Annotated in this window: 13 protein-coding genes and 1 pseudogene; 12 read left to right on the forward strand and 2 right to left on the reverse strand. The window is 66.7% G+C overall.

What is annotated here, in order from left to right; genetic code table 11:
* Nucleotides 1-44 precede the first annotated feature (44 nt).
* The 3 genes from fabG1 to BKG60_RS11400 all read left to right on the forward strand — a co-directional run bounded on the left by fabG1 (nucleotide 45) and on the right by BKG60_RS11400 (nucleotide 2,835).
* On the forward strand, nucleotides 45-821 hold the full coding sequence (gene fabG1, locus BKG60_RS11390; RefSeq protein ID WP_070186007.1) for a 3-oxoacyl-ACP reductase FabG1: 777 nt from the start codon (nucleotides 45-47) through the stop codon (nucleotides 819-821).
* Nucleotides 822-882: 61 nt separating this feature from the next.
* The gene (gene inhA / locus BKG60_RS11395) at nucleotides 883-1,692 is read left to right on the forward strand and encodes an NADH-dependent enoyl-ACP reductase InhA (protein ID WP_070186008.1); all 810 of its coding nucleotides are present in this window, start codon (nucleotides 883-885) and stop codon (nucleotides 1,690-1,692) included.
* An 87-nt stretch (nucleotides 1,693-1,779) separates the two neighbouring features.
* The gene (locus BKG60_RS11400; RefSeq protein ID WP_070943678.1) at nucleotides 1,780-2,835 is read left to right on the forward strand and encodes a ferrochelatase; all 1,056 of its coding nucleotides are present in this window, start codon (nucleotides 1,780-1,782) and stop codon (nucleotides 2,833-2,835) included.
* Here the strand turns inward: BKG60_RS11400 and BKG60_RS11405 are convergent.
* Nucleotides 2,832-3,689 (reverse strand): hypothetical protein, encoded by an 858-nt coding sequence (locus BKG60_RS11405; RefSeq protein WP_070186010.1) that lies wholly within the window; start codon nucleotides 3,687-3,689, stop codon nucleotides 2,832-2,834. The genes BKG60_RS11400 and BKG60_RS11405 overlap by 4 nt on opposite strands.
* Before the next feature lie 57 nt (nucleotides 3,690-3,746).
* Between BKG60_RS11405 and BKG60_RS11410 the strand changes: the two genes are divergently transcribed.
* Both BKG60_RS11410 and BKG60_RS11415 read left to right on the forward strand, forming a co-directional pair.
* Nucleotides 3,747-4,181, forward strand: a complete 435-nt coding sequence (locus BKG60_RS11410; protein ID WP_070186011.1) for an NfeD family protein — start codon at nucleotides 3,747-3,749, stop codon at nucleotides 4,179-4,181.
* A 36-nt stretch (nucleotides 4,182-4,217) separates the two neighbouring features.
* Nucleotides 4,218-5,408: an SPFH domain-containing protein gene (locus tag BKG60_RS11415; RefSeq protein ID WP_070186012.1), complete on the forward strand. Its 1,191-nt coding sequence runs from the start codon at nucleotides 4,218-4,220 to the stop codon at nucleotides 5,406-5,408.
* A gap of 31 nt (nucleotides 5,409-5,439) precedes the next feature.
* Here the strand turns inward: BKG60_RS11415 and BKG60_RS11420 are convergent, their stop codons facing one another.
* A complete protein-coding gene (locus BKG60_RS11420) occupies nucleotides 5,440-6,201 on the reverse strand; it encodes a TVP38/TMEM64 family protein (RefSeq protein ID WP_200806100.1) in 762 nt (253 codons plus the stop codon).
* A gap of 138 nt (nucleotides 6,202-6,339) precedes the next feature.
* On the opposite strand from BKG60_RS11420, the gene mutA reads away from it, so the two are divergent.
* From mutA to BKG60_RS11455, 7 genes and pseudogenes are all read left to right on the forward strand, one after another.
* Nucleotides 6,340-8,238, forward strand: a complete 1,899-nt coding sequence (gene mutA, locus BKG60_RS11425) for a methylmalonyl-CoA mutase small subunit (RefSeq protein ID WP_165617730.1) — start codon at nucleotides 6,340-6,342, stop codon at nucleotides 8,236-8,238.
* Between the two features lies 1 nt (nucleotide 8,239).
* On the forward strand, nucleotides 8,240-10,495 hold the full coding sequence (gene scpA, locus BKG60_RS11430) for a methylmalonyl-CoA mutase (RefSeq protein WP_070186014.1): 2,256 nt from the start codon (nucleotides 8,240-8,242) through the stop codon (nucleotides 10,493-10,495).
* Nucleotides 10,495-11,469: a methylmalonyl Co-A mutase-associated GTPase MeaB gene (gene meaB / locus BKG60_RS11435; RefSeq protein WP_070186015.1), complete on the forward strand. Its 975-nt coding sequence runs from the start codon at nucleotides 10,495-10,497 to the stop codon at nucleotides 11,467-11,469. The genes scpA and meaB overlap by 1 nt, the downstream gene beginning before the upstream one ends.
* Before the next feature lie 66 nt (nucleotides 11,470-11,535).
* Nucleotides 11,536-11,877 carry a DUF4333 domain-containing protein gene (locus BKG60_RS11440; protein WP_070186016.1) on the forward strand — a complete coding sequence of 114 codons (342 nt, stop codon included), beginning with the start codon at nucleotides 11,536-11,538 and terminating at the stop codon, nucleotides 11,875-11,877.
* Between the two features lie 76 nt (nucleotides 11,878-11,953).
* Nucleotides 11,954-13,219: an esterase/beta-lactamase LipL gene (gene lipL / locus BKG60_RS11445; RefSeq protein WP_070943679.1), complete on the forward strand. Its 1,266-nt coding sequence runs from the start codon at nucleotides 11,954-11,956 to the stop codon at nucleotides 13,217-13,219.
* A 994-nt stretch (nucleotides 13,220-14,213) separates the two neighbouring features.
* Nucleotides 14,214-20,318 (forward strand): annotated as a pseudogene (gene pks2 / locus BKG60_RS11450) (sulfolipid-1 biosynthesis phthioceranic/hydroxyphthioceranic acid synthase).
* A 52-nt stretch (nucleotides 20,319-20,370) separates the two neighbouring features.
* Entirely contained in the window at nucleotides 20,371-21,819 is a 1,449-nt protein-coding gene (locus BKG60_RS11455; RefSeq protein ID WP_083284083.1) for a condensation domain-containing protein, read from the forward strand.
* Nucleotides 21,820-21,844: the final 25 nt, after the last annotated feature.

The following is a 21,844-nucleotide window of genomic DNA, read 5'->3' on the forward strand; positions in this document are numbered from 1 at the left end:
ATGCGATTTTCAGACGCTGCCGGTGAGGAGATAAGTTGACGGGCATGAGTGACGCTGCTGTCTCGAACGCCGACACCGAAGCCACCACCGCTGAATCCGGCGGTCGACCGGCTTTCGTTCCCCGTTCCGTATTGGTCACCGGTGGAAACCGGGGGATCGGCCTGGCGATCGCGCAGCGCCTGGCCGCCGATGGGCACAAGGTCGCCGTCACCCACCGTGGATCGGGAGCGCCCGAGGGGCTGTTCGGCGTCGTGTGCGACGTGACCGACAACGCAGCCGTGGACCGGGCCTTCAAAGAGGTCGAAGAGCACCAAGGGCCGGTCGAGGTGCTGGTGTCCAACGCCGGCATCTCCCAGGATGCGTTCCTCATGCGGATGACCGAGGAGCGCTTCGAGAACGTCATCAACGCCAACCTCACCGGGGCGTTCCGGGTGGCCCAGCGCGCGTCGCGCAGCATGCAGCGCAAGCGCTTCGGCCGGATCATCTTCATCGGCTCGGTTTCGGGGATGTGGGGAATCGGCAACCAGGCCAACTATGCGGCCGCCAAGGCCGGCCTGATCGGGATGGCCCGGTCGATCTCCCGGGAGCTGTCGAAGGCCGGTGTCACCGCGAACGTGGTGGCGCCCGGCTATATCGACACCGAGATGACCCGAGCCCTGGATGAGCGCATCCAGGCCGGCGCCCTGGATTTCATCCCGGCCAAGCGGGTCGGCACTGCCGAGGAGGTCGCCGGGGCGGTCAGCTTCCTGGCTTCCGAGGATGCCGGCTACATCGCCGGTGCGGTGATCCCCGTCGACGGCGGTATGGGTATGGGGCACTGATCCAAAACCCCTGGATCGCAAAAACTTTCAACAACTCTTCACCGAAGTAGGAGTCAGGACAATGGCAGGTTTGCTCGAAGGCAAGCGCATTCTGGTCACCGGGATCATCACGGACTCGTCGATCGCGTTCCACATCGCCAAGGTGGCCCAGGAGGCCGGCGCTGAACTGGTGCTCACCGGGTTCGACCGGATGAAACTGATCCAGCGCATCTGTGACAGACTTCCGAGCTCGGCTCCCTTATTGGAACTCGACGTGCAGAACGAGGAGCACCTGGCGAGCCTGGCGGACCGGGTCACCGAAGCCATCGGCGCGGGCAACAAGCTCGACGGCGTGGTGCACTCGATCGGCTTCATGCCGCAGAGCGGCATGGGCGTCAACCCGTTCTTCGATGCTCCCTACGAGGACGTCGCCAAGGGCATCCACATCTCGGCTTACTCGTACGCCTCGCTGGCCAAGGCCCTGCTTCCGGTCATGAATTCCGGTGGCGGCATCGTCGGCATGGACTTCGACCCGACCCGGGCGATGCCGGCCTACAACTGGATGACGGTGGCCAAGAGTGCCCTGGAGTCGGTCAACCGGTTCGTGGCGCGCGAGGCCGGTCCGTTCGGCGTGCGGTCGAACCTTGTCGCGGCGGGTCCGATCCGGACGCTGGCCATGAGCGCGATCGTCGGTGGCGCCCTGGGCGACGAGGCCGGTCAGCAGATGCAGCTCCTCGAAGAGGGCTGGGATCAGCGCGCTCCGATCGGCTGGAACATGAAGGACCCGACCCCGGTGGCCAAGACGGTGTGTGCGTTGCTGTCCGACTGGCTGCCCGCCACCACCGGATCGATCATCTACGCCGACGGCGGCGCCAGCACCCAGCTGCTCTGATGAGCTCTGCCGAAACCGCATTCCGGCACACGTGCACTCGCACAAACCCGGCCGGAATGCGGTTTCGCCGTCTAGAGAGGCGCAATCATGGCGATCGATGAACCAGGCTTCGACGCCGTTCTGCTGTTGTCTTTCGGGGGGCCGGAGGCGCCCGATGAGGTGATGCCGTTCTTGGAGAACGTCACCCGTGGCCGCGGTATCCCGGCCGAGCGGTTGGTCGACGTCGCCGAGCACTACCTGCATTTCGGCGGGGTGTCACCGATCAACGGGATCAACCGGGCCCTGATCGAGCAATTGCGGGTGCAGTTGCCCGACCTGCCGGTGTACTTCGGTAACCGGAACTGGCAGCCGTATGTCGAAGACACGGTTGTGGCCATGCGGGACAACGGTATTCGACGAGCCGCGGTGTTCACCACATCGGCCTGGGGCGGATACTCCAGCTGTACCCAGTACGTCGAGGACATCGCCCGGGCGCGGGCCGCGGCCGGCGACGATGCCCCGGAGCTGGTCAAGTTGCGGCACTACTTCGACCATCCGCTGCTGGTGGAGATGTTCGCCGAGGCGATCTCGGCAGCGGCCGCCACCCTCCCGGCGGACCTTCGCGATGAGGCACGGCTGGTGTTCACCGCGCACTCGATACCCATCGCGGCCGACGAAAAGCACGGGCCTCGGCTCTACAGCCGGCAGGTCGGCTATGCGACCCGGTTGGTGGCCGCCGCCGCGGGTTATCCGGATTTCGACCAGGTATGGCAGTCGCGATCGGGCCCGGCCCGGATCCCGTGGCTGGAGCCCGACGTGGCCGATCACCTGGCGGCCTTGGGGCAGAAGGGGACTCGCGCGGTCATCGTGTGCCCGATCGGGTTCGTCGCCGACCACATCGAGGTGGTGTGGGATCTCGATTACGAGCTGCGGCTGCAGGCCGAGAACGCGGGAATCGCCTTCGCACGCGCCCGCACACCCAATGCAGACCCGCGTTTCGCCCGGTTGGCCGCAGGCTTGATCCAGGAGTTGCGCACCGGGTCGGAGCCCGCGCGGGTGGTCGGTCCCGATCCGGTTCCCGGCTACGGATGCAGTGTCAACGGTGAGCCCTGCTCACCGCACTGCTGCGGCGCTGCCTCGTTGGGCCGGCAAGCGAAAAGCTAGTCCCGCCAGGCGGATTGCAGGATGGCTTCGAGTGCGGCCAGCCGAGCCGAGCGCACCACCTGGGCCAACGGCCGCATGGCATCGCCGGCGATCTGCACCTCCGAGGAGCTCTGCAGACCGATCGGCATGAGCCCCGAGCTCACCGAGATGATCGCCTCCACGTGGGCGGCGTTCTCCAGCACCCGCACCGCCCGGGCCGGGGCGTGGTCGGGGATCGGATGCATCCGGCCGGCCTCGAGGATGTCTTCCACCATGCCGCGGGGATCATCGACACCGATACCGACGCCGGCCCGCAGCGCGATCAGGGTGTCGGCGGCCGACCGCACCGCCGAGCGCAACTCGTACTCGGCCTCACCCAGGTCGTAGTGCTGCGGTGGCGCCAACAGCGGCAGCGAGTACACGGTCCACGACAGGGCCCGCGGCTCGGGCTCGAAGGTGGATTGGGTTTCGGCGTCATCGAATTCGAAGTACTCGAATTCCGGTACCAGCCCGACGCCGTCCAATTCGTCATGGGTCACCAGCACCGCTTCGCCGACCGTCAACGCATCCCGCTGGAACTGCGAGCCCGCAGGCAATCCGCGGACGTCGCCGGGGACCGGCAAGGCCACCCTGATCGAGGGCCTCGTGCCCGATCTGCCGACGGAAGTACGCAGGGTCTGTAGCAGCGACACTGAACCGGAGTCCTCCAACTCGGGCCAGGGCAGTCCGGTGCGGACCGCGGCCTGCGAGTCGTAGGCGGTCACAGAATGCATTGGTGCCCATTGGGATAACGCGTCGAGGACGTCGTCGGGCGCGGCTGCGCCGGCGAGCCAGGCGTTGGCCCACATCGAAAGCGTTGCACTTGGACACCACATGATCTTGGCAGTGTAATTGTCGGCCGCCGATCAAGCCGGATTCGCTAGGGTGGGCGCATGCCGCTACCGCTGATCTGGCTCATCCTGGCGCTGGGACTCGCCGGGGCAGAAGCGCTGACGGGCGACATGTTCTTGCTGATGCTGGCAGGCGGTGCGCTGGCCGCGAGCGGGTCCAGTTGGCTGTTCGACCTGCCGTTGTGGGCCGACGGTGTGGTGTTCCTGGTGGTTTCGGTGCTCTTGTTGGTGTTGGTGCGGCCGGCGCTGCGCCGCCGGTTCGAGCTCGGCCGAGGGCTTCCCGAGCCGGTCAAGGCACTCGAAGGCAAGTCGGCCCTGGTGCTGGACCGGGTCACCCAGCATGAGGGGCAGGTCAAGCTCGATGGAGAGGTCTGGACGGCGCGCCCTCTCAACGACCACGATGTGTACGAACCCGGTGACCAGGTGACCGTGGTGAGGATCGACGGCGCGACCGCGGTGGTCTTCAAAACGATGTAGCGCTTCAAATCGACGTAGTACCAGAAAGGATTCACCATGGAAGGTGCTGTAGCCGGGCTGGTCTTGCTGCTCGTCCTTGTCGTGTTCGCGATCATCGTCGTGGCCAAATCGGTTGCGCTGATTCCCCAGGCCGAGGCCGCGGTGATCGAGCGCCTCGGCCGCTACAGCCGCACGGTGAGCGGTCAGCTGACGTTGTTGGTGCCGTTCATCGATCGGATCCGGGCCCGGGTGGACCTGCGTGAGCGCGTGGTGTCCTTCCCGCCGCAGCCGGTGATCACCGAGGACAACCTGACGCTCAACATCGACACCGTCGTCTATTTCCAGGTGACCAACCCACAGGCGGCGGTCTACCAGATCAGCAACTACATCGTCGGTGTCGAGCAGTTGACCACCACCACGCTGCGCAACGTGGTCGGTGGCATGACCCTGGAACAGACGCTGACCTCCCGCGACTCGATCAACGCTCAGTTGCGCGGTGTACTCGACGAGGCGACCGGCCGGTGGGGCCTGCGGGTGGCGCGAGTCGAGCTGCGCAGCATCGACCCGCCGCCGTCGATCCAGGAGTCGATGGAAAAGCAGATGAAGGCCGATCGCGACAAGCGGGCCATGATTCTGACCGCCGAGGGTGTGCGGGAGTCGTCGATCAAGCAGGCCGAAGGGCAGAAGCAGTCGCAGATCCTGGCCGCCGAGGGTGCCAAACAGGCCGCGATCCTGGCCGCCGAGGCCGACCGTCAGTCCCGGATGTTGCGCGCCCAGGGCGAGCGGGCCGCACAGTACCTGCAGGCGCAGGGGCAGGCCAAGGCCATCGAGAAGACCTTCGCCGCGATCAAGGCCGGCCGGCCCACCCCGGAGATGCTGGCATACCAGTATCTGCAGACGCTGCCGCAGATGGCCAAGGGCGAGGCCAACAAGGTCTGGCTGGTGCCCAGCGACTTCGGTTCGGCACTGCAGGGTTTCACCAAGATGCTCGGTGCGCCCGGTGAAGACGGCGTGTTCAGGTACACCCCGTCGCCCGTCGACGAGGATCTGCCCAAGCCCGAGGACGACAGCGAGGAGGTCGCCGACTGGTTCTCCACCGAGACCGATCCGGCGATCGCTCAGGCCGTGGCCAAGGCCGAGGCTGAGGCGCGGGCGACCACTCCGCCACTGAATGCCACGCCGACCCTGTCGTCATTGGAGCATCCGGCGCCCAACGAACTCGGCGGTGGCACCCACCGGGCCCCCTAGAACACGGGTCAACTGCTGGTCGAGGACCTGTTCACGGTTCGGTGAGCGTGGGTGAGATTCCCACCGACGGCAGCGCATCGGCATCGGCCTGCAGCCGGGCGCGCTCGCGGCGGTGCAGGCGCATCTCATAGACCAGTCCGGCGACGCCGAGTCCGGCAGTGCTCAGCGACACCAGGATCAGCGCCGGGCTGATGTTCCCGGTCAACGCGTCACCCAAGATCACCACGGCAGCCGTGCCCGGGAACAGCCCCACCAGCGTCGCCAGCGTGTAGGGCACGACCCGCACGGCCGACGCCCCGGCCGCGTAGTTCAGTACCGAGAACGGCACCGCCGGGATCAACCGCATGGACAGCACCACCGGCCAGCCGCGGCGGCGCAGCCGGGTATCCAATGAGTCGATCCGGGGATGGGGCACCAGGCGGTTGAGCTGCCAGCCCGCCGCGCGGATCAGGAACAGGGCGAGCACCGCGCTGACCGCACTGGCCACCACGGCGATCACCACCCCCAGCATGGGACCGAACAGCAGGCCGGCGGCCAGGGTGAACGCCGTGCGGGGGAATGGGAAGACGGTCACCAGGATGTGGGCGCCGAGGAACGCCAGCGGGAACCAGGGCCCTACCGAGGTGGCCCAATCCCGCATCTGCATGGCAGTTGGCAACGGAACCAGTACGGCCACTGCGACAAGAATCACAATGCCGGCCAGCAGGCCCACGATCCGCCGGGGCGGCAATTGGGAAGCCGTCGCGATGACCGCGGCGCGCACCATGCGCAGGGTTCTGACGACGGGTTTCACGTTTTACAACAGTACGGGCCGGCGGCCTCGGGCACCGTTGGGTGTAACCGCGAGTCCGCCCACCAGCGGTCAGCGTCGTGATGGCGATCATTTAGCCTGATGGGCAAGTGGGTAGGTCACACGCTGCGATAACAGGAGATGCGGGTGTCGTTACAGGGGAGTAGTGCGGTCGAGTCGGACCGTCAGCAGTGGCGGACGGCCGTCGCCGGTGTGCTGGCCAAGAGCAGTCGGCGCGACGTTGCCGATCTGCCTGCCGAGCCGGAGCGCCTGCTGGATTCGCAGACCTACGAGGGTTTCGCGATCCGGCCGCTTTACACGAGCCTGGACGCACATCCGGAGACCAGTCTGCCGGGTCAGTGGCCGTTCGTGCGCGGGGGCGACGCCCTTCGTGACGTGAAGTCCGGCTGGAGGGTCGTCGAGAGTTTCCCCGCTGTCGCAGGGAGCGCGGCGGGAACGGTCAACGGTGCGGTGCTGGTGGCTTTGACCGAGGGCGCCAGCGCCCTGGCGCTGCGGGTCGGTGGTCAGGGCGGTATCGCCCTGGGCGAGCTGGACCGGCTGCTCGACGGCGTGTTCCTGGATCTGGTGCCGGTGATCTTCGAAGGCGTCGGGGCTGCCGGAGCGGACCTGGCGACCGCTGCCGACGCGGTGTTGCCCCTGCTCGAAGACCTCGATGACGACCAGCGGTCGCGGCTGGCGATCGACCTCGGTGCCGACCCGCTGACCGCGCCGCTGTCCGGGCGGCCCACCGTCGGCGGAGCCGACAATTCAGCTACGGCCGATGACTCGGACTTGCTCGCGACCGTCCCGAAGCTCACCGCGCACGCCGGTGGCGTCCGCGCGATCACCGTCGACGGCCCGGCTTTCCACAACCTGGGCGCCAGTGCGGCCTGGGAGCTCGCCGGTTCGATCGCCGCCGCGGTTGCCTACCTGCGGATCCTCGGCGACGGTGGGGTGGCGACACCGGATGCGTTGCGGCAGATCAGTTTCCGCTACGCCGCCGATGACGATCAGTTCATGACCATCGCCAAGCTGCGCGTGGCGCGGCAGCTGTGGGCGCGGGTCGCCGAGGTGGTCGGCGTGCCCGACGCCGGTGCCGCCCGAATCCATGCGGTGACCTCGCTGCCGATGATGACCCAGCGCGACCCGTGGGTGAACATGCTGCGCACCACGCTGGCGGCGTTCTCCGCGGGCGTCGGGGGAGCCGACACCGTGCAGGTGCATCCGTTCGACGCGGCGATTCCCGAGGGCTTGGACGGGACGTCGACCAGCTTCGCCCGCCGTATCGCCCGCAACACCCAGCTGCTGCTGCTGGAGGAGTCGCACATCGGTCAGGTGCTGGACCCTGCCGGTGGCTCGTGGTTTGTCGAGGACCTGACCGCTGAACTTGCCGAGCAGGCCTGGGCGCACTTCCAGGACATCGAGGCGCGGGGCGGGTTTGTCGCGGCACGCGACTACGTCGCCGCCCAGATCGCCGAGGTCGCGGCGCGACGCAGTGATGACATCGCGCACCGCCGCACCGCCGTCACTGGTGTGAACGAATTCCCGAACTTGGACGAAAAACCGCTACCGCAGGGCGTTTCGGCCCCGTCGATCGCTCGGTACGCCGCTGGGTTCGAGGCCCTGCGCGACCGCTCGGATGCGTTCCTGGCCGCCACCGGTTCCCGCCCCAAGGTTCTGCTACTGCCGTTGGGGCCGTTGGCCGAGCACAACATCCGCACCACATTCGCGTCGAACCTGCTGGCTTCCGGCGGGATCGAGGCGATCAATCCGGGCACCGTCGACACCGCCGCGATCGCGGGAGTCGTCGCTGAAGCCGGATCGCCGACGGTGGCGGTGCTCTGCGGCACCGACGCGCGCTATGGCGCCGAGGCCTCCGGTGCAGTGGCGGCCGCCCACGCCGCCGGTGTCCGCGAGGTGTTGCTGGCCGGCCCGGAAAAGGCCGTGGCCGAAGCCGATTCGAAACCTGACGGGTACCTGACCGCCAAAATCGATGCCGTCCAAGCTTTGTCGAACCTGCTCACCGGACTGGGGGCCTGAGATGACTGCCACAACAGGATCAGAGATCCGTAGTTTCGCCGACGTCCCACTGCACGGGGATGCCCCGGCCCAGCCGGCGACCCCGGAGGCCGTCGAGAAGCATGTCGCGGCGGCCGCGGCGGCGCACGGCTACACCCCCGACCAGTTGACCTGGGCGACACCCGAGGGCATCGACGTCAAGCCCGTGTACATCGCTGCCGACCGCGACGAGGTTGCCGAGGCCGGTTATCCGCTCGACAGTTTCCCCGGCGCGCCGCCTTTCGTGCGCGGGCCGTACCCGACCATGTACGTCAACCAGCCGTGGACCATCCGGCAGTACGCCGGGTTCTCCACCGCTGCCGAATCCAACGCGTTCTACCGGCGCAACCTGGCCGCCGGTCAGAAGGGGTTGTCGGTGGCTTTCGACCTGGCCACCCACCGCGGGTACGACTCGGACCATCCGCGCGTTCAGGGTGACGTCGGAATGGCCGGTGTGGCAATCGATTCCATCCTCGACATGCGGCAGTTGTTCGACGGCATCGACCTGTCCACAGTCAGTGTGTCGATGACGATGAACGGCGCGGTGCTGCCCATCCTGGCGCTTTACGTCGTCGCCGCTGAGGAACAGGGTGTGCCGCCGGAGAAGCTCGCCGGGACCATCCAGAACGACATCCTCAAAGAGTTCATGGTCCGCAACACCTACATCTATCCGCCCAAGGCGTCGATGCGGATCATCTCGGATATCTTCGGCTACACCAGCGCCAAGATGCCGAAGTTCAACTCGATTTCGATTTCGGGCTACCACATCCAAGAGGCCGGGGCGACAGCCGATCTGGAGCTGGCCTACACGCTGGCCGACGGTGTCGAGTACATCAAGGCGGGCCTGGACGCCGGCCTGGACATCGACAAATTCGCACCCCGGCTGAGCTTCTTCTGGGGTATCGGGATGAACTTCTTCATGGAGGTGGCCAAGCTGCGTGCCGGCCGCCTGCTGTGGAGTGAACTGGTAGCCCAGTTCGACCCCAAGAACGACAAGTCGCTGTCGCTGCGGACCCATTCACAGACCTCGGGATGGTCGCTGACCGCGCAGGACGTGTTCAACAACGTGGCGCGCACCTGCATCGAGGCGATGGCCGCCACCCAGGGCCACACCCAGTCGCTGCACACCAACGCCCTGGATGAGGCGCTGGCACTGCCCACCGACTTCTCGGCCCGCATCGCACGCAACACGCAGTTGTTGCTGCAGCAGGAATCGGGCACTACGCGGCCCATCGACCCGTGGGGCGGTTCGTATTACGTCGAGTGGCTGACGCATCAGTTGGCCGACCGCGCGCGGGCCCACATCAAGGAGGTCGCCGAACACGGCGGGATGGCGCAGGCCATCAGCGATGGCATCCCCAAGCTTCGTATCGAAGAGGCTGCCGCCCGCACCCAGGCCCGGATCGATTCCGGTGCGCAGCCGCTGATCGGCGTCAACAAGTACCAGGTGGAAGAGGACCAAGAGATCGAGGTCCTCAAGGTCGAGAACAGCCGTGTGCGGGCCGAACAGCTGGCCAAGTTGCAGCAGCTGCGGGCCGAGCGCGACGAGTCGGCGACCCAGGCTGCGCTGGCGGAGCTGACCCGGGCCGCCGAGGCCAGCGGCACGGCGGGTGAGGACGGGCTGGGTAACAACCTGCTGGCGCTGGCCATCGACGCCGCCCGCGCCAAGGCCACTCTCGGTGAGATCTCGGATGCTCTGGAGAAGGTGTACGGACGCCACCAGGCCGAGATCCGTACGATTTCGGGCGTCTACCGCGACGAGGTTGGAAAGGGCAGCAACATCGCTACCGCGACGGACCTGGTGGGTAAGTTCGCCGAGGCCGACGGCCGACGGCCACGCATCCTGGTGGCCAAGATGGGCCAGGACGGGCACGACCGCGGGCAGAAGGTGATCGCAACGGCCTTTGCCGACATCGGCTTCGACGTCGACGTGGGCTCGCTGTTCTCCACCCCCGAGGAGGTGGCCCGTCAGGCCGCCGACAACGACGTGCACGTGGTCGGGGTGTCCTCGCTGGCCGCGGGGCATCTCACCCTGGTGCCCGCGCTGCGTGACGCGTTGGCCGAGGTGGGCCGCCCCGACATCATGATCGTCGTCGGCGGGGTCATCCCGCCCGGGGATTTCGACGAGCTGTACGAGGCCGGGGCGACCGCGATCTTCCCGCCGGGCACCGTGATCGCCGAAGCGGCGATCGGTTTGCTTCAGAAACTGGCGGACCGGCTCGGGTACCAGCTGGGCTAGTGGCTGTCTCAGTTCAGGAACTGGCCGCGGCCATCCGCAGTGGTGACCGCGCGGCCCTGGCACGGGCCATCACCATGGTCGAGTCCACTCGGTCAGACCATCGTGACCAGGCTCAGCAGCTGTTGCTGGAGCTGATGCCGGACGCAGGCAATGCCCACCACGTGGGCATCACCGGGGTGCCCGGCGTCGGCAAGTCGACGACCATCGAGGCGCTCGGGATGTACCTCATCGACGCGGGGCACCGGGTTGCGGTCCTGGCGGTCGATCCGTCGTCGACACGGACCGGCGGCTCGATCCTGGGTGACAAGACCCGGATGGCCCGTCTGGCCGTGCATCCCGATGCCTACATACGGCCGTCGCCGACCTCGGGAACGCTCGGCGGGGTGGCCAAGGCCACCCGGGAGACCATTGTGCTGCTGGAGGCGGCGGGCTACGACGTCATCCTGGTCGAGACCGTTGGGGTGGGGCAGTCCGAGGTCACGGTGTCGAACATGGTCGACACCTTCGTGTTTCTCACCCTGGCCCGCACCGGCGACCAGTTGCAGGGCATCAAAAAGGGCGTGCTCGAGCTGGCCGATGTGATCGTGGTGAACAAGGCCGACGGCGAGCACGCGATCGAGGCCAAGGCTGCTGCTCGGGAACTGACAGGTGCCATCCGGCTGATCTACCCGCGTGAAACACTTTGGCGTCCACCGGTTCTCACGATGAGTGCACTCGAAGGTCAAGGACTGGCGCAGCTGTGGGACACGGTGCTCAAACACCGTGAGGTGCTGACCGAGGCGGGTGAGTTCGAGGCGAGGCGTCGCGCGCAACAGGTTGACTGGACCTGGTCCATGGTGCGTGACACGGTGCTGGACCGCGTGATGTCGCATCCGGGCGTGCGCAGCATCCGTGACGAGGTGGAGCGCCGGGTACGAGAGGGCGAAGTGACGCCGGCGCTGGCCGCCCAGCAGATTATCGACGCGGCCGGCTGACACCCTGGCGGCCGCACCTACGCTGTTCGCAGCGACACGAAAGCGAAAGGCTGGGCTGACCCGGAGATGAGGGACGTGAAGGCGAAACTGCGTGTGCTCGTGGCGGCCGCGACGGTCGGTGGTGCGGTGTTGACCGGGTGTGGTGACGGCGGTTCCCCCGGTGCCGCGCCCACGGTGTCCAAGACCAAGCTGCAATCCATGGCGAAGGAGAAGCTGGAGGCGGCGGCCAAGCGCAAGGCGAAGTCTGTGACCTGCGACGATGGAATCGTCGGGAGGGTGGGGACCACCCAGCATTGTGTGCTGACAGCCAAGGACGGCACCAAGTACGGCGTTACGGCTACGGTCAAAGCTGTCGAGTCCGGCAAGGTCAACGTGGACTTCAAGGTGGACGACAAGCCGAGTTCGTGACCGGTTGGCCCGGGTCGGGGCTAACAGGTGGGTAACGCATCTGGAATTTGCCGGGGGTCCAGGTAAATTCAATTGTGTGACCGATCACAACGGTGAGCGCGACGAGGCGCTCCCACATGGTGTCCAGGGCGCGGCGGACAGGAATTTCGCCTGTACGGTCCGCGGGTTCTCGAAGCTGTTTCCCGGCCGGAAGTACGGCGGCGGAGCGCTGGTGGTCGTTCAGGACGGCGAGCCCGTCGTCGATGTCTGGACCGGCTACTCGGATCGCGCGGGTGAGCAGCACTGGACAGCCGATACCGGCGCGATGGTGTTTTCCGCGACGAAGGGGATGGCCTCGACCGTCATCCACCGACTGGTCGACCGCGGACTGCTCGAATACGACGTCCCGGTGAGTGCGTACTGGCCTGATTTCGCGGCCAACGGCAAATCCACCATCACCGTGCGGCAGGTGATGGCGCACGAAGCGGGGCTGTCCCAGCTCAATGGGGTCAGCAAAGCGGATCTGCTGGACCACCTGGTGATGGAGAGCCGGATTGCCGCTGCACCGGTGAACTCCCTGCTCTATGGCAGGCAGGCCTATCACGCGCTGACCTATGGCTGGCTGTTGTCGGGTCTGGCCCGCGCGGTGACCGGGAAGGGCATGCGCGAGCTGTTCCGTGTCGAACTGGCCGAGCCGTTGGGAACCGACGGTGTGCACCTGGGTCGTCCACCGCTGGAGGCCCCCACCCGTGCCGCGCAGATCCTGGGACCGCAACGGCGCTGGCCCAACCACTTCTTCGATTTCGTGGCACCCCGGGTCGCCGCATTGAACTTCTCCGGCGCTTTCGGCTCGATGTATTTCCCCGGCGTGATGTCGCTGGTTCAGGGGCAGACCCCGTTCCTGGACTCCGAGGCGCCCGCGGTCAACGGCGTGGCCACGGCGCGCGGCCTGGCCAGGATGTACGGCGCAATCGCCAACCGAGGCCGACTCAACGGCCTGGAATTCCTGTCTGAACCGACGGTGGACAGTCTGACCGGTTCATCTGGCATCCGCGCAGACCGGAACCTGGGGGTGCCGCTCGGCTTTCACCTCGGGTACCACTCGGTGCCGTTCGGGATCATGCCCGGATTCGGGCACGTCGGGCTCGGCGGTTCGGTCGGCTGGGCGGACCAGGCCAGCGGCCTGGCGGTCGGCTTCGTGCACAACCGCTTGTTGACCCCGATGGTGCTCGACATGGCCGCTTTCGTGGGTCTGAATGCACTCATTCGCAAGGATGTGGCTCGCGCCCGCGAGCGCGGGTATGCCGCCGTACCGGACCTCGGGGCTGCGCCATACGAGGTGTCCAAGCCCGCGGCCGGATAGGCCCGCCTTCTCGATGTCGGCCGGCCTGGCGGGCACCGTCGGGCCGGTCTTTCGTTGCGGGGGGGGGGGGGGGGGGGGGGGGGGGGGGGGGCGGCGGCGGTCTGAGGCCGACGGTGTTCCACCCCGTCATAGGCAGTGATATGCATCACATGTGTCCCACTATTGGGATAGTCGACCCGGTACTGCAGCGCATGTCCGCCGTTAACCTGGGCGAATTTGCCTTGACGGGCCGGCAGTGGGTTCTGTCACGCGTTGCGCTCAGCCGTGGTCTGGATCTCAATCGCGCCGAGCCTCGATCCCCGAAATTGGTACGTCCACGTCCCAGGGTTGCGATACTTTCCCGCCGATTCATGATCACTGCAGGTTGCGAGGTTGCATAGTCAACAAACGCCATTAGCTGATGGGCTGGCTGGGTACACTTTCGTACCAATATGGCGCCCTTGCCGGGTGAAACGTGAATTCGGTTCAGCTACGGTTTCGGTAGTTTGCGTGCCGTTGTCCAGCTAACTAAAGCCAGGACGCCTGTGGATTAACTGTGAGGCTCGAATCGAACACCGATTCCACAACATGGACAACCTGCGAAATGGTCTACCGAATCTTGAAAGTTGCGATTCATTAGTTAACGAGATAAATATCCCAGCGTGCAGAGGATCTGGCAGTTGGCTGCTGATTGCGTTGTGCCGCAACGTAAGTCATGAAAAACACAACGAAGCGGTGCGCCGTGTCGCCGTCTCGCCGGGCGAATTGACCGCCTCTGCCACTTTTCGGTAATCGCTTCCGTCAGCGAACGTGCGAGCATTTTTGCGATCAGATGTTTCCAACATGTAGGTGACGGCGCACGCTAGGCTACGGACCTTCGTTGGCAACGACTCGAACCGGATATGCGGATTCGGTACGGTGCGTCGATGACGACGTGGCACACATTCTTATGCGCAGTCTTAGTACGTTGATCGCAGCTTTGCTCGCAGATCACATCGAGAGAGGTTGAGCCGACTTGGCCGAGACTCCAGTAACCCCGATTGCCGTCATCGGCATGGGCTGCCGGCTCCCGGGCCAGATCGAATCGCCCGAACAGTTGTGGGCGGCACTTCTGCAAGGCGACGACCTGGTCACCGAGGTGCCCGCCGCGCGGTGGGACGCTCAGGAGTTCTACGACCCAGAACCGGGTGTGCCGGGCCGGTCGGTGTCGAAGTGGGGAGCGTTCCTCGACGACGTGGCCGGTTTCGACGCCGGATTCTTCGGGATCAGCGAGCGCGAGGCCACTGCGATCGACCCACAGCACCGCCTGCTCCTGGAGACCGCCTGGGAAGCCGTCGAACATGCCGGCACCGACCCGGCAACCCTGTCCGGCTCGCTGACCGGGGTGTTCATGGGATTGACCCACGGCGACTATCAACTGCTCGCTGCCGACGCCCACTCGATCGAGGGTCCCTACGGCTTCACCGGCAACAACTTCAGCCTGGCGTCTGGCCGGATCGCCTATCACTTGGGTGGCACTGCCATGCGTTCGACGAGGCGGCCGACGGATTCGTGGCCGGAGAAGCCGCCGCGGTTGTGATGGCTCAAGAGGTTGACCGACGCAGAACGCGACGGAGATCGGGTTCTGGCCGTCATTCGCGGTTCCGCGGTGAATCAGGACGGTCGCACCGTCAACATCGCCACCCCGTCGCGAGATGCCCAGGAAGCTGTCTACCGGGCGGCGCTGTCGGCAGCCGGGGTGGACCCGGCTACCGTCGGACTGGTCGAGGCGCACGGCACCGGCACTCCGGTCGGCGATCCGATCGAGTTCGCGAGTCTGGCGTCGGTTTACGGGACAGCCGCACCGTGCGCGCTGGGCTCGTCGAAAACCAACTTCGGTCACAGTCAATCGGCATCGGGTGTGGTCGGCCTGATGAAGGCGGTGCTGGCGCTGCAGCACGGCATCGTTCCGCCCAACCTGCACTTCACCCGCCTGCCCGAAGACATGGCGCGCATCGACACAGATCTGTTCGTCCCGCAGGAAACCGTCGAGTGGCCGGTCACCGGGGAGCATCCGCGCCGGGCCGCGGTGTCGTCGTACGGCTTGTCGGGGACCAACGTGCACGCCGTGTTGGAGCAGGCGCCGGCCACCGAAGGGGTCGCCGGGTCGCGGGGCCGCACCGGTTCCGCACTGTTCGCGCTCTCGGCGACGTCTGCGGAGGCGCTACGGCAGACTGCGGGGCGGATGGCCGACTGGTTGGCCGACCGGGCCGACGTCGACCTGACCGATCTGGCCTCCACGCTGGCGCGCCGACGTGCGCACCGGCCCGTGCGTACCGCAGTGCTCGCCGACGACCGGGTGAGCCTCATCGCGGGCCTGCGTGAGATCGCCGACGGCGAGGTGCCCTACGAGCCCGCCGTGGCGCAGGACGATCGTGGTCCGGTCTGGGTGTTCTCCGGTCAGGGATCGCAGTGGGCCGCCATGGGAGCCGGGCTGCTGGCGTCCGAGCCTGCGTTCGCCGCGGCCGTCGCCGAGATCGAACCACTCATCGCAGGTGAGTCCGGATTCTCCGTCACCGAGGCGATGACGGGAGCCGACGTGGTGACCGGAATCGACCGGGTACAGCCCACGGTGTTCGCCGTCCAGATCGGTTTGGCGGCAACTCTGCGCTCCCGCGGCGCCGAACCCGGTGCCGTGATCGGACACTCGATGGGCGAGGTCGCCGCCGCGGTCGTGTCAGGGGTGTTGTCGCTCGACGACGGTGTGAAGGTGATCTGCCGGCGCTCGCGGTTGATGGCAACACTGTCCGGTGCCGGTGCGATGGCCTCGGTTGAGCTGCCGGCCCAGCAGGTGTTGTCCGAGCTGGCCGCCCGCGGCATCAACGACGTCGTGCTGGCGGTGGTGGCCTCGCCGAAGTCGACCGTGGTCGGTGGCGCGACGGAGTCGATCCGCACTCTCATCGCCGAGTGGGAGAGCCGCGACATCATGGCCCGCGAGGTTGCCGTCGACGTGGCATCCCACACGCCTCAGGTCGACCCGATCCTCGACGAACTTGCCGACGAGCTCACCGATCTCGACCCGGCTGAACCGACCATTCCGTACTACTCCGCCACCTTGTACGACCCACGGGATCTGGCTGAATGGGACGCGGACTACTGGGTGGACAACCTCCGGCACACCGTCCGATTCGCCGCCGCGGTGCAGGCGGCACTCGAAGACGGGTTCCGGGTGTTCACCGAGCTCGCGCCCCATCCGCTGCTGACCCACGCCGTGGACCAAACGGCGCGCACGCTCGACATCCCGCACGTGGCCCTGGCCACGATGCGACGCGATCAAGAACTTTCCGGCGGGTTGCTCGGCGTGGTGGCCGAATTGCACAGTGCCGGAGCCCAGGTCGACCTCGCGGCGGTGTGCCCGGACAGCCGGCTCGTCGACGCACCGTTGCCCACCTGGAATCGCCAGCAGTTGATGCTTGTCCGCGATCCCAACGAGCTTGCCCCCGGCGGCGCCGTCCTCGCGGTGCATCCGCTGCTCGGCGCGCACGTGCGGCTCGCGGAAGAACCCGAACGCCATGTGTGGCAGGCAGATGTCGGCACCGACACACAGCCGTGGCTGGGTGATCACCAAGTGCACAACGTCGCAGCCTTGCCGGGTGCGGTCTACTGCGAGATGGCGTTGGCGGCCGGGCGCGCTGTCTTCGGTGACGCCGCAGAGCTTCGCGACATCACGTTCGATCAGATGCTGCTGCTCGAGGAGCAGAGTCTGGTGTCGGCGTCGGCGTCCGTAACCGGCGATGGGGCCGCCGATTTCGTGGTGGAAACGCTGAATGACGGCGAGCGCGTGCGACGTGCCACTGCACGGCTTCAGCGCAACGACGACCCAGCGGTACCGGCCGTTCACGACATCGCCGCGCTGTTCGACAGCCACCCGCAGCGGTTGGAAGGTGCCGAGACGCGGGCCGGCTTCGCCGAGCGGGGAATCCAGTACGGCCCTGCCTTCTCCGGTCTGGTCGCCGCGTATGTCGGTGCGCCGGAGGGGGAGACCGCCGATACGGTGCTCGCCGAGGTCGCGCTGCCCGGTTCGATTCGTTCGCAACAGGGCATGTACGGCATCCACCCGGCGCTGCTGGATGCCTGCTTCCAGGCCGTCGGCGTCCACCCCCGCTTGCGTGGTGACCTCACCGGCACGCTGATGTTGCCGCTGGGAGTGCGGCACCTTCGCGCTCATGGATCGACCCGCAATGTGCAGTATTGCCTGGCGCGGGTGACCGAGTTCACCCCGACGGGCGTCGCGGTCGACATCGAGCTGCTCGACGAGCAGGGAATCGTGCTGTTGAGTGTCGGCGGATTACGTTTGGGCACCGGCGTTTCGGCCAGTGGACAGCGTGAGCGCACGCTTGGCGACCGGCTGCTGGCGATCGAGTGGCGCCAACAGGAGCTGCCTGAACCGGACTTTCGCGATCCGGGCCGCTGGTTGCTGATCAGCACGTCCGATGCGGCGGACCTGATGGCGACCAGGCTGGCCGACACACTGAAGGCACACGAGGTTGCCGTCACGACGATGGCTTGGCCGCAGCGGTCCGATCACACCGCGCGAGCCGCGCGGCTGCGTGAACACCTGGCCGCCCGGCCGTTCAGCGACGTGCTCGTGGTGACCGCGCCGCGCAACGGCATCACCGACGACCAGGCCGGCAGCCGGGGCGGTGACAACGTGCGGCACCTGGTGCACATCGCACGGGAGTTGCCCGAGGTTCACGGCGAACCACCACGGTTGCACGTGTTGACCCGCAACGCCCAAACGGTGTTGGCCGAGGACTCCGCCAACCTGGAGGAAGCGGGTCTGCGCGGCCTCATCCGGGTGATCGGGATGGAGCATCCGCGGCTGCGGGCCAGCCAGATCGACGTCGACGACTACACCGACCCGGCGCGTGTCGTGGCGCAACTGCTGGTCGGCTCCGACGAGGACGAGACCGCCTGGCGCGGCGGCAATTGGTATGTGGCACGGCTGATTCCGGGCCCGCTTCGGCCGGAGGAACGTCAGACCACTGTGGTCAACCCGGCCCGCGAGGGCATGCGGCTGCAGATCCGGACCCCTGGCGACATCCAGTCACTGGAACTGGCGGCGTTCGAACGGGTGGCTCCGGGGCCCGGGCAGATCGAGGTATCGGTCACCGCATCGAACCTGAACTTCGCTGATGTGCTGGTGGCGTTCGGCAAGTACCCCAGCTTCGAAGGAAAGCTGCCGAAACTGGGCGCGGACTTCGCCGGTGTGGTCACCGCGGTGGGTGCCGGTGTGGTCACCCACCAGGTCGGTGATCAAGTGGGTGGCATCTCGGCCGACGGTGCCTGGTCGACGTTCGTCACATGTGACGCGAACATGGCCGTGACGCTCCCGGCGGGAGTGCCGGTGAACCGCGCCGCGGCGGTGCCGAGCGCGCATGCCACCGCCTGGTACGGCCTGCACGACCTGGCCAGGATCTCGGCGGGCGACAAGGTGTTGATCCATTCCGCCACCGGCGGTGTGGGGCAGGCGGCGATAGCCATCGCCCGCGCTGCGGGTGCCCAGATTTTCGCCACCGCGGGCAGTGAAGCGCGCCGGGATTTGCTGCGCGACATGGGTATCGAGCATGTCTACGATTCGCGGAGCACTGATTTCGCCGATGAGATCCGCCGGGACACCGACGGTTACGGCGTCGACATCGTGCTGAACTCGCTCACCGGAGCGGCTCAGCGGGCCGGACTGGAACTGCTGTCCTTCGGCGGCCGGTTCGTCGAGATCGGCAAGCGTGACATCTACGGCGACACCCGGATGGGGCTCTTTCCGTTCCGCCGCAACCTGTCGTTCTATGCGGTTGACCTGGCCTTGCTGGCCTTGACCGAACCAGATACCGTCCGGCGTCTGATGGAGGTCTGCTACGGCCACATCGCAGACGGAACCCTGCCGCTACCGCAGACCACTCACTACCCCCTGCAGGACGGTGCCACCGCCATTCGCGTGATGGGAGCGGCCGAGCACACGGGCAAGCTGGTGCTCGACATCCCCGAAGGCGGCCAGATCCCGGCGGTGGTCCCGCCGGAAGAAGCGCCCGCCTTCCGGTCGGACGGTGCCTACATCGTCACGGGCGGCCTGGGCGGGCTCGGGTTGTTCCTCGCCGAGACGCTCGCGTCGGCTGGCTGCGGCCGCCTGGTGCTCAACGGGCGATCCGCGCCGTCCCCGGACGCCCTGGCTGTCATCGACCGGATACGCAGTGGCGGAACCGAAATCGCCGTGGAGCTGGGCGACATCGCCGAACCCGATACCGCTGTCCGACTTGTGGAAGTGGCGTGCGCGACGGGGCTGCCGTTGTGTGGGGTGTTACACGGGGCGGCCGTGATCGAAGACGCCGTACTGGCCAACATCACCGATGATCTCGTCGAAAGAGACTGGGCACCAAAGGTATACGGTGCATGGAATCTGCATCAGGCCACCATCGGTCAGTCCTTGGACTGGTTCTGCTCATTCTCCTCGGCAGCGGCCCTGGTCGGCTCGCCGGGGCAGGGCGCGTACGCCGCGGCCAACAGTTGGCTGGATGCGTTCACCCATTGGCGGCGCAGCCAGGGGTTGCCCGCGCTGGCGATCGCATGGGGCCCGTGGTCGGAGATCGGCCGCGGCACCGGTCTGGCCGATGGTTCTAGTGCGGCGATCTCGCCTGACGAAGGGGCCTACGCCTTCACGACGTTGCTGCGCCACAACCGTGCGTACAGCGGGTACGCGCCGGTGCTGGGCACGCCGTGGCTCACCGCGTTCGCGCAGACGAGCCGGTTCGCCGAAGCGTTCGCATCGTCGGCGGGCGCACGTGGCGGCGCCGGCGGCAGCGCGTTCCTCTCCGAGTTGCGCGCCCTTCCCCCGGCCGAGTGGCAGGCCCGGATGCGGAAGATGATCGCCGAGCAGATCAGCACGATCCTGCGCCGCTCCGTCGACCCGGACCGCCCGCTGGCCGAATACGGTCTCGACTCGCTCGGAACCCTGGAGGTCCGCACCCGGATCGAGGCCGAGACGGGCATTCGTGTCGGCGCGACCGATATCAGCACCATCCGGGTTCTGGCCGAACGCCTCTGCGACGCACTGGCCCCGGATTCTCCCGTGTCGGTTCCGTCGTGACGGCGGGGAACGCGGCGCTGTCCAGCGTGGTCATCAAGACAGGAGATACGCATTGGTTGCGATGAAACCCATTCACGATTGGTCGGGCGAGCCCGGCGAAGTGGTGTCGTGGAATCCATCGCAGGCGTCGGTGGCCAAGGTGGCCGGAGCTCCGGTCAGTGATGTGCCGGTGAGCTATCAGCAGGAGCAGCACCTGCTGGCGTTCCGTAGGCACGTGTCGCAGGGCACCGACATGGCCAGGCTCAACATCCCGGCCTGGGATGTCCCGGGCCGCTGCGATATCCGCGCGATGTCTCATGTGATCAACGCGTACCTGCGCCGGCACGACACCTTCCACAGCTGGTTCGAGTACGTCGAGGATGGTTCGATTCGCCGGCGCACCGTCAGCAACCCTCGCGATATCAAGTTCGTGCCCACCAAGCACGGCGAGATGTCGGCCGACCAATGGCGTGAGCACATCCTGGCCACGCCGGACCCCTGGCAGTGGGATTGCTTCCGATTCGGAATCATCCAGCGGGACAACCATTTCACGATGTACATCAGTGTCGACCACGTCCACACCGATGCGATGTTCATGGGACTGGCTTTCGTCGAGATCCACATGATGTACCAGGCACTGGTCCAGGGCGCGGCGCCGCTGCAACTGCCCGACGCCGGTAGCTATGACCGGTACTGCCTGGAACAACGGAAGTACACAGCGGCACTCGATCTGAACTCGCCTGAAGTGCGGGACTGGATCACCTTCCTGAAGGCCAACAACGGAACCCTGCCGCGGTTCCCGTTTCCGCTCGGGGACCCGTCGCTGCCTCACACCGGCGACGTCATCACCGTCGAACTGCTCGACAAGGAACAAGCTGACCGGTTCGAGAAGGCCTGCATCGCGGCGGGAGCGCGGTTCAGTGGTGGCGTATTCGCCTGTGGCGCACTAGCGCAATATGCGTTGACCGGTGAGGACACCTACCGGGTCATCACCCCGACCACGACGCGACGCAGTGAGAACGAGTTCATGACGACTGGTTGGTTTACCGGTCTGGTGCCGATCACGGTCGAGTTGCCCACCCCGTCGTTCAGCGCCGCGGCCCGTGTCGCCCAGCAGTCCTTCGACGGCGGCATGGACCTGGCCCACGTCCCGTTCGAACGCGTCTTGGAATTGGCGGATCCCGACAGCGGCATCCGCAGCCCGGATCCGGGTGTCCCGATGTTGTCGTATCTGGATGCAGGTCTGCTCTCGCCCGCGGTGATCGCGGAATGGCAGCGACTCAATGGCACCCTCTACAGCGATTCCCGGTCGGCCTTCCAGGTCGGTATGTGGGTGAACCGGGTCCAGGATTGCACAACCGTCACCGCCGCGTTCCCCAGCAACCCGGTCGCGCGGGAGTCGGTGCTCCGGTACCTCGAAGCGATGAAGGCTGCCTACCTGCGGGTGGTGGAGGGGCATGACGAAGTGGTTCACGCCGACGAGGTCGGCGGTGCAGCGGCACTCGGACTGAAGACGGCGTGAGCACGGACATGCTGGAGGTTTCTGC

This window comes from Mycobacterium syngnathidarum, from assembly GCF_001942625.1.
In the GTDB taxonomy this organism is placed as follows: Bacteria; Actinomycetota; Actinomycetes; order Mycobacteriales; family Mycobacteriaceae; genus Mycobacterium; species Mycobacterium syngnathidarum.

Coding starts and splice junctions, on each gene's coding strand:
- fabG1 (WP_070186007.1), top strand. CDS start 45: ATGAGTGACGCTGCTGTCTCGAACGCCGACACCGAAGCCACCACCGCT.
- inhA (WP_070186008.1), top strand. CDS start 883: ATGGCAGGTTTGCTCGAAGGCAAGCGCATTCTGGTCACCGGGATCATC.
- BKG60_RS11400 (WP_070943678.1), top strand. CDS start 1,780: ATGGCGATCGATGAACCAGGCTTCGACGCCGTTCTGCTGTTGTCTTTC.
- BKG60_RS11405 (WP_070186010.1), bottom strand. CDS start 3,689: ATGTGGTGTCCAAGTGCAACGCTTTCGATGTGGGCCAACGCCTGGCTC.
- BKG60_RS11410 (WP_070186011.1), top strand. CDS start 3,747: ATGCCGCTACCGCTGATCTGGCTCATCCTGGCGCTGGGACTCGCCGGG.
- BKG60_RS11415 (WP_070186012.1), top strand. CDS start 4,218: ATGGAAGGTGCTGTAGCCGGGCTGGTCTTGCTGCTCGTCCTTGTCGTG.
- mutA (WP_165617730.1), top strand. CDS start 6,340: ATGCGGGTGTCGTTACAGGGGAGTAGTGCGGTCGAGTCGGACCGTCAG.
- scpA (WP_070186014.1), top strand. CDS start 8,240: ATGACTGCCACAACAGGATCAGAGATCCGTAGTTTCGCCGACGTCCCA.
- BKG60_RS11440 (WP_070186016.1), top strand. CDS start 11,536: ATGAGGGACGTGAAGGCGAAACTGCGTGTGCTCGTGGCGGCCGCGACG.